Here is a 6,869-nt window from a genome sequence, read left to right on the forward strand (position 1 = left end):
TCAGATGTCCCGACACTCAGGGGCAGTGCACCAGACCGCGCGGGCCGTGGGGGTGGCTGGGCGCCGACAACGCGGGAACGGCTGAAAAAACGCACTCCTCCGGGTGCTTCAGCGGTCGTCCGTTCCGGTGCCGTACGGCGTGAAACGCGCCGGCGCGTGGTCGATCGGCAGACCGGGGCGCCAGGCCGTGAGGGCCTGGGCGCTGCACACGAAGAGCTGCTCCGGCAGCCGGTCGAGCGCGAACCAGCGCCAGCGGCCCACGCTCTCCCCGGGCTGGTCCGAGGGCCCGCCCCGCCAGGCGGTGACCCGGGCGGCCACGGTCACCCGGACGACACCGCCCGCGTCGTCCAGGAGCGTCCCGAGCAGCCGGACGTCCTCCGGCCGGGCCACGAGGCCGGTCTCCTCGCCGAGCTCGCGCACGACCGCCTCCTGCAGCGACTCCCCGGGCTCCACCGTGCCGCCGGGCAGCTCCCACGTCCCGTGCCGGTGCCGACCGAGCAGCAGGCCGCGCGGCCCGTACAGGATGGCACCCACTCCGAGCGCCGCGTGTGCCAGCGGAGGCTTGCCGGTACGCGGCCGGGAGGAGACCCGGGTGGGCCGTGTCACCCGGAAGAGCCGGTAGGACGCCCGGTTGCCCGGCTCGGGCGCGTCCAGCACGTCGACGTGCTCCACGCGCAGCCCGTGCTCGGTGAGCAGGGCCGTCCACAACCCGGTCGTGAGGACCCACATGTGCACCGTGACGTCCGTGCCGCCGGCCAGCCGCAGGGTCTCGGGCCGGGCGGTGACCCGGTCCGACGGCCCGTCACCCCGGGAGTTGGTGTGCAGCACCGTGAAGCAGAGCCTGCCGCCCGGCCTGAGCGCCCCGGCCAGGGCGGGCAGCAGCCGGTGCGGGTCGATGTACGGGACGGCGTTGACGGAGTAGACGACGTCGTACGGCTCCGCCGTGCGCAGGTGCTCCACCGCGTCGGCCAGGATCAGCCGCAGCCCCGGCAGGGAGCCGTACCGGGCACGGGCCCGTTCGTACTGGCCGGGCGAGGCGTCGACCGCGTCCACCAGCGCGCCGTGAGCCCTGGCCAGATGGGCGGCGTGCCGGGCCGGACCGCACCCGAGGTCCAGCACCCGCCGGCCCGCCAGCTCTCCGAGCACCTCGGCGCCCGGCCCTCCGCCCTCGAAGCCCCAGTCGACACGACCCGCTTTGGGCAGCGTCGTGCCGCGCTGAAGGTGGTGGGCGCCGTACGTGTGCCACGCCTCGGCGTTGACGGCTTCGGGTCGTCCGATCGCCAAGTCTCAGCCACCCGTCACGGCGTCGCGCGGCAGCACGGTGACCCGGTGGAAGTTGCACCCGGGCTGCCTGGGCTGCCTGGGCTGCCTGGGCTCGCCGGCCGTCGGCCGGGTCTGATGGGCCTTGAGGGCGCTGCTCACCAGTGTGAGCAGCAGGTCGACGTCCGCCTCGCAGTCGAGGTGGACCGTCACCCACCCGGAGCCCGGGACCAGGTGGATGGCGCTCGACCCGGACAGGTCGTAGCGGAGGCGCTGGATGGCCCTTCGGGTGAGGTGGAGGTCCACGTCCCGGTCCGAGTGGAAGTGGACGATCTCGTCGCGGAGGGAACGGAGCGCCCGTCCGGTGCCGCAACTCGCCGGGCCCGCCGCCAGGTCGGGCCAGGCCTGCAGACGCTCCAGGGCGCGCTGGGCCAGAGTCATGCTCCCATCGTCGCCTGCTTACCGCGCCGCAACCAGTGGTTGAGTGATTTGTAACCGGGACGTGAGCCGCCCGACGATCCCACCGACCGCGTTATCAGGCCGATTTGACCAGTCTGAGGTAGCGCTTCCAGTCCCAGTGCCGGCCGGGATCCGTGTGGTCGCTGCCCGGCACCTCGTGGTGGCCGATGATGTGCGCGCGGTTGCGGGGGATGCCGTACCGCGCGCAGATCGCCGCCGTGAGCCGGGCCGACCGCTCGTACATGGCGTCGGTGAAGTACCGCGGCCGGTCCACCCAGCCCTCGTGCTCGATGCCGATGCTGCGGGTGTTGTAGTCCCAGTTCCCCGCGTGCCAGGCGATGTCGGCCTCGCGCACGCACTGCGCCACGTGCCCGTCGGAGGAGCGCACCACGTAGTGCGCGGACACCTTCTCCGCGGGGTTGCGGAAGACGGACAGGGTGCCGGAGTACGTCGTCTGCGCGACGTGGATGACCACGTAGTGCAGCGGGTGGGCGCGGGGGCGGTTCGACGGGGTGTAGTTGGCGCGGCTCGCCGGGTGCCACGCCGCTCCGGGATGGTCGACGGCCTGGGGCCGGGCCGCGGCGCGCGTGTCGTGGAGCAGGGCGGAGGGGACGGCGGTGAGGGCGGCTCCGACGAGGAGTCCGCGCCTGCTGGGGAGGGAGGTTGTCCGGTCCATGATGGTGCCTTCCGGGTCCGACGGGCGGGGTCGCTTGCTCGACAGCGGGGAGCGGCGGCCGGTGTGGCCGCGGCCCGCCTTGATCAAGTTACGGCGCCCGCGGGACGGTCCGAAGAACGCGGGGCATTTCGGTGGACGGGCAGGGGCTTGTGGACAACTCGCTCACCCGGCCGGGTGATTGCGGTGGCTGGACGCCGGACTGCGGCCCCGGACCCGCCGGTTGGCCGGGCGGTGGGTCCTGTGTGCGGGGCGGTCGGCCGGGCGGTGGGTTTGTGTGCGGGGCGGTTGGCTGGGCGGTGCGTCCTGAGCGGGGCCGGTTGGCCGGGTGGTGCGCCCTGTGTGCGGGCCGGTTGGCCCGGCGGACGTCCTGCGCGCGGATCGTGGCGGCCCGTCGGAGCGGACCGGCGCCTCGGCATCGCCTGCTGGGCGGGTCGTCAGGTTCGCTCGGCGACGGCAGCCGGATCGTCCAGCACCGCTCGCACGACCGAGTGCGCCGCTCCGAGCAGCGGCCCCTCCGGGCCCAGCCGGGACACGGAGACGGGACACACCGGTCCGGCGGTGCGCCGGGCCAGCTCGTCCTGGAGGGCGGGCAGCAGCCAGGGCGCCAGCCCGGACAGCTCCCCGCCCAGCACCACGCTCTCCGGGTCGAGGAGATTGACCGCGCCGGTCAGGGCGATGCCGAGCGCGGTGCCCGCCTCGCGCAGGGCCCGGCGGACCTCCGTGTCGCCGTCCGCCGCGCGTCCCGCGAGCAGCCCGACCCGGTCCTCGTCCGGCTCCAGACCGGCCGCCCGCAGCACCGCCTCCTCACCGGCGTACTGCTCCAGACACCCGCGGCCCCCGCACGCGCACCGAGGGCCGTCGGGCCGGACCGGCACATGCCCCAGCTCGCCCGCGAAACCGCGCGTTCCGCGCAGCAGCCCGCCGTCCACCACGACCGCCGCGCCGATGCCGATCTCCGCCGACACGTGCAGGAAGTCGCGCGGGGTGCCCTCGCCGAGCCAGAGTTCCGCCAAGGCGCCGAAGTTCGCCTCGTTGTCCACCGTCAGCGGGAGGCCCGCCGGCAGCAGTGCACCGAGGTCCGTGTCGTGCCAGTCGAGGTTCGGGGCGCGGACCACGGTCCGGGCGTCGCGCGCCACCAGGCCCGGTACGGCCACGGCGAGCCCGGCGGGCCACAGCCCCTCGCCCTCCGCCTCGGCGACGACCCGGCGGATCAGTTCGGTGAGCTCGGCGAGCACCGGCTCGGGGGAGCGGCCGCGGTTCGCGCCCTGACGTATCGCCCGTGCCCGGGTCGTGCCGCGCAGGTCGACGGCGCAGACCGCGAGGTGGTCGACGCCGACCTCCGCGCCGATCCCGGCCGGACCGCGTCCGCTGACCGCGAGCGCGGAGCCGGGGCGGCCCACCCGGCCGGGGCGCTCGGGCCCGAGCTCCTCCAGCAGGCCCGAGCGGATCAGTTCGTCGACGAGCGTGGACACCGCCGCCCGGGTCAGGCCGATCCGGGAGGCGACGGCGGCCCGGGACAACGGCCCCTCGGCGCGCACGGCGTGCAGGACGCGGGCGAGATTGCGGCGGCGCATGCCCTGCTGGGTGTCGGGCAGCGCGCGTCCCGGCCCGGCGGGATGGGGCTCGGGCAGTGCGCGTCCCGGCTCGGCCGGACGGGTCCCGTGCAGCGGTGCGGTCATGCCTGACGCCAGTCCTCAGTGGGTGTCGGTGGGCCGCTCCAGCAGTGGAGCCGCGTCGGAGAGTACCCCGGCGATCCGGGCCAGCGTCTCCTCGTCCCGCTCCACGGCGTCGAGCACCGGCCCGGCCGCCGTGTCCCACCGCCGTGCGACCGCCGCGGGGTCCTCCCCGGTCAGCAGCCCGGCCGCCTGCGCGGCGGCCCCCAGCGCCACCAGTTCCTTCGCCTCGGGCACCTGCACGGCACGCCCCGACAGCCGCCGTACGGTGTCCTGCCAGGCGGTGCCCCGGGCGCCGCCGCCGATCAGCAGCAGGGGCGCCGAGGGGTCGGCGTCCTCGTCGAGGACCAGGTCGAGCGCGCCCAGCAGGGAGTGGACGGCGCCGTCGTAGGCGGCCTGGAGGAGCTGGCCGGCCGTCGTGTCGTGGCGCAGGCCGTGCAGCACGCCGGAGGCCTTCGGCAGGTTCGGGGTGCGTTCGCCGTCCAGGAAGGGCAGCAGCGTGACGGCCGTGCCGGGTTCGACGGCCTCACGGTCCAGACCCAGCAGCGTCGCGACGCGGTCGACGGCAAGCGTGCAGTTCAGGGTGCAGGCCAGCGGCAGCCAGTCGCCGCGCGCGTCGGCGAAGCCCGCCACCGTGCCGCTCGGGTCGGCGGGCCTGCGCCGCGACACGGCGTACACCGTGCCCGAGGTGCCGAGACTCATCACCGGCGTGCCCGGACGCACGCCCAGACCCAGCGCCGCTGCGGCGTTGTCGCCGGTGCCCGGCGCGACCAGGGTCCCCTTGGAGAACGGCAGATCACGGCTGTCGCGTACCGTGCCCGCCGGCTCGCCGGGCCGGACCACCCTCGGCAGCAGGGCCGGGTCGAGTCCCACGTGCGCCAGGATCTCCTCGTCGTACGCCTCCGTCCCGGACGCCCACCAGCCGGTGCCCGAGGCGTCGCCGCGGTCGGTCGTGCCCTGGCCCGTGAGCCGCTCGGTCAGGTAGTCGTGGGGGAGGCGCACGGCCCTCGTGGCGCGGACCGCCTCCGGCTCGTGCTCGGCCAGCCACGCCCACTTGGTGACGGTGAACGAGGCGGCCGGGACGCTTCCGGTCCGCTCCGCCCAGAACTTCGCCCCGCCGAGTTCCTCCGTGAGCCGGCGGGCCTGCGGCGCGGAGCGCACGTCGTTCCACAGCAGGGCCGGGCGCACCGGCTCGCCCCGCTCGTCCAGGGTGACCAGGCCGTGCTGCTGGCCGCCCACCGACACGGCGGCGGCCTCGTGCGCCGCGTCACCGCACTGGCGCAGGGCCTCGCACAGCGCGTCCCACCACTGGCGCGGGTCGCTCTCACGGCCGGCTCCCGAGGAGACCGTGTGCGGCGCCTGGCCGCTCGCGACGACCCGGCCGGTGGCCACGTCGACGACCAGCGCCTTGGTGGACTGGGTGGACGAGTCCACGCCGACGACGAGCGGACCCTCGGCTGCTGACATCGGGCTTCTCCCTACTGCGCGCGGCACGTGTCTTCGTTCTGAAGGCACGTCGTCTCTTCCCAGAGAGGTGTTCGCATACTAATTTGTAAATCGGCATGACGAAATACCCCCAGCGAGCAAGGAGCCGCGGCATGAGCTACCAGCCCACCCCCGAGGACAGGTTCACCTTCGGCTTGTGGACCGTCGGCTGGCAGGGACGTGACCCCTTCGGCGACGCCACGCGGCGTGCCCTGGACCCGGTCGAGACGGTGCAGCGCCTGGCCGAGCTCGGCGCCCACGGCGTCACCTTCCACGACGACGACCTGATCCCCTTCGGCGCGACCGACACCGAGCGCGAGGCCCACGTCAAGCGCTTCCGGCAGGCGCTGGACGCCACGGGCATGAAGGTCCCGATGGCCACCACCAACCTCTTCACGCACCCGGTCTTCAAGGACGGCGCCTTCACCGCCAACGACCGCGACGTGCGCCGCTACGCGCTGCGCAAGACCATCCGCAACATCGACCTCGCCGTCGAGCTCGGCGCCGAGGTGTACGTGGCCTGGGGCGGTCGCGAGGGTGCCGAGTCGGGCGCCGCGAAGGACGTCCGCGCGGCCCTGGACCGGATGAAGGAGGCCTTCGACCTGCTCGGCGAGTACGTCACCTCCCAGGGCTACGACCTGCGCTTCGCCATCGAGCCCAAGCCGAACGAGCCGCGCGGCGACATCCTGCTGCCGACGGTCGGCCACGCCCTGGCGTTCATCGAGCGCCTGGAGCGTCCGGAGCTGTACGGCGTGAACCCCGAGGTCGGGCACGAGCAGATGGCCGGGCTGAACTTCCCGCACGGCATCGCGCAGGCGCTGTGGGCGGGCAAGCTGTTCCACATCGACCTCAACGGCCAGTCCGGCATCAAGTACGACCAGGACCTGCGCTTCGGCGCCGGTGACCTGCGGGCCGCGTTCTGGCTGGTCGACCTGCTGGAGTCGGCCGGCTACAGCGGCCCGCGCCACTTCGACTTCAAGCCGCCGCGGACCGAGGACCTCGACGGCGTGTGGGCCTCGGCGGCCGGCTGCATGCGCAACTACCTCATCCTCAAGGAGCGCGCGGCCGCGTTCCGCGCCGACCCGGAGGTCCAGGAGGCCCTGCGGGCGGCCCGCCTGGACGAACTGGCCCAGCCGACAGCGGCGGACGGACTGCAGGCCCTGCTCGCGGACCGTTCGGCCTTCGAGACGTTCGACGCCGAGGCGGCCGCGGCCCGCGGCATGGCCTTCGAACGTCTCGACCAGCTGGCCATGGACCACCTGCTGGGGGCGCGCGGCTGATTCGTGTTTGTGCGGGTGCGGGTGCGGGTGCGGGTG

At 74.5% G+C, this 6,869-nt stretch carries 6 protein-coding genes; 1 reads left to right on the forward strand and 5 read right to left on the reverse strand.

Annotation, left to right across the window (positions count from 1 at the left end; all coding sequences use genetic code 11):
* Positions 1-108: 108 nt before the first annotated feature.
* The 5 genes from RIN80_RS16590 to xylB form a co-directional block, all read right to left on the reverse strand.
* The gene (locus RIN80_RS16590; protein ID WP_309096380.1) at positions 109-1,278 is read right to left on the reverse strand and encodes a bifunctional class I SAM-dependent methyltransferase/NUDIX hydrolase; all 1,170 of its coding nucleotides are present in this window, start codon (positions 1,276-1,278) and stop codon (positions 109-111) included.
* Positions 1,279-1,287: 9 nt separating this feature from the next.
* Positions 1,288-1,701, reverse strand: a complete 414-nt coding sequence (locus tag RIN80_RS16595) for a luciferase family protein (protein ID WP_309096373.1) — start codon at positions 1,699-1,701, stop codon at positions 1,288-1,290.
* Positions 1,702-1,795: 94 nt separating this feature from the next.
* On the reverse strand, positions 1,796-2,395 hold the full coding sequence (locus RIN80_RS16600) for an N-acetylmuramoyl-L-alanine amidase (RefSeq protein WP_309096374.1): 600 nt from the start codon (positions 2,393-2,395) through the stop codon (positions 1,796-1,798).
* Between the two features lie 434 nt (positions 2,396-2,829).
* On the reverse strand, positions 2,830-4,074 hold the full coding sequence (locus RIN80_RS16605; protein ID WP_309096375.1) for an ROK family transcriptional regulator: 1,245 nt from the start codon (positions 4,072-4,074) through the stop codon (positions 2,830-2,832).
* A 15-nt stretch (positions 4,075-4,089) separates the two neighbouring features.
* Entirely contained in the window at positions 4,090-5,535 is a 1,446-nt protein-coding gene (gene xylB / locus RIN80_RS16610) for a xylulokinase (protein ID WP_309096376.1), read from the reverse strand.
* A 131-nt stretch (positions 5,536-5,666) separates the two neighbouring features.
* On the opposite strand from xylB, the gene xylA reads away from it, so the two are divergent.
* The gene (xylA, locus tag RIN80_RS16615) at positions 5,667-6,833 is read left to right on the forward strand and encodes a xylose isomerase (RefSeq protein ID WP_309096377.1); all 1,167 of its coding nucleotides are present in this window, start codon (positions 5,667-5,669) and stop codon (positions 6,831-6,833) included.
* Positions 6,834-6,869 lie beyond the last annotated feature (36 nt).

Source organism: Streptomyces sp., from assembly GCF_031181705.1.
GTDB lineage: Bacteria > Actinomycetota > Actinomycetes > Streptomycetales > Streptomycetaceae > Streptomyces.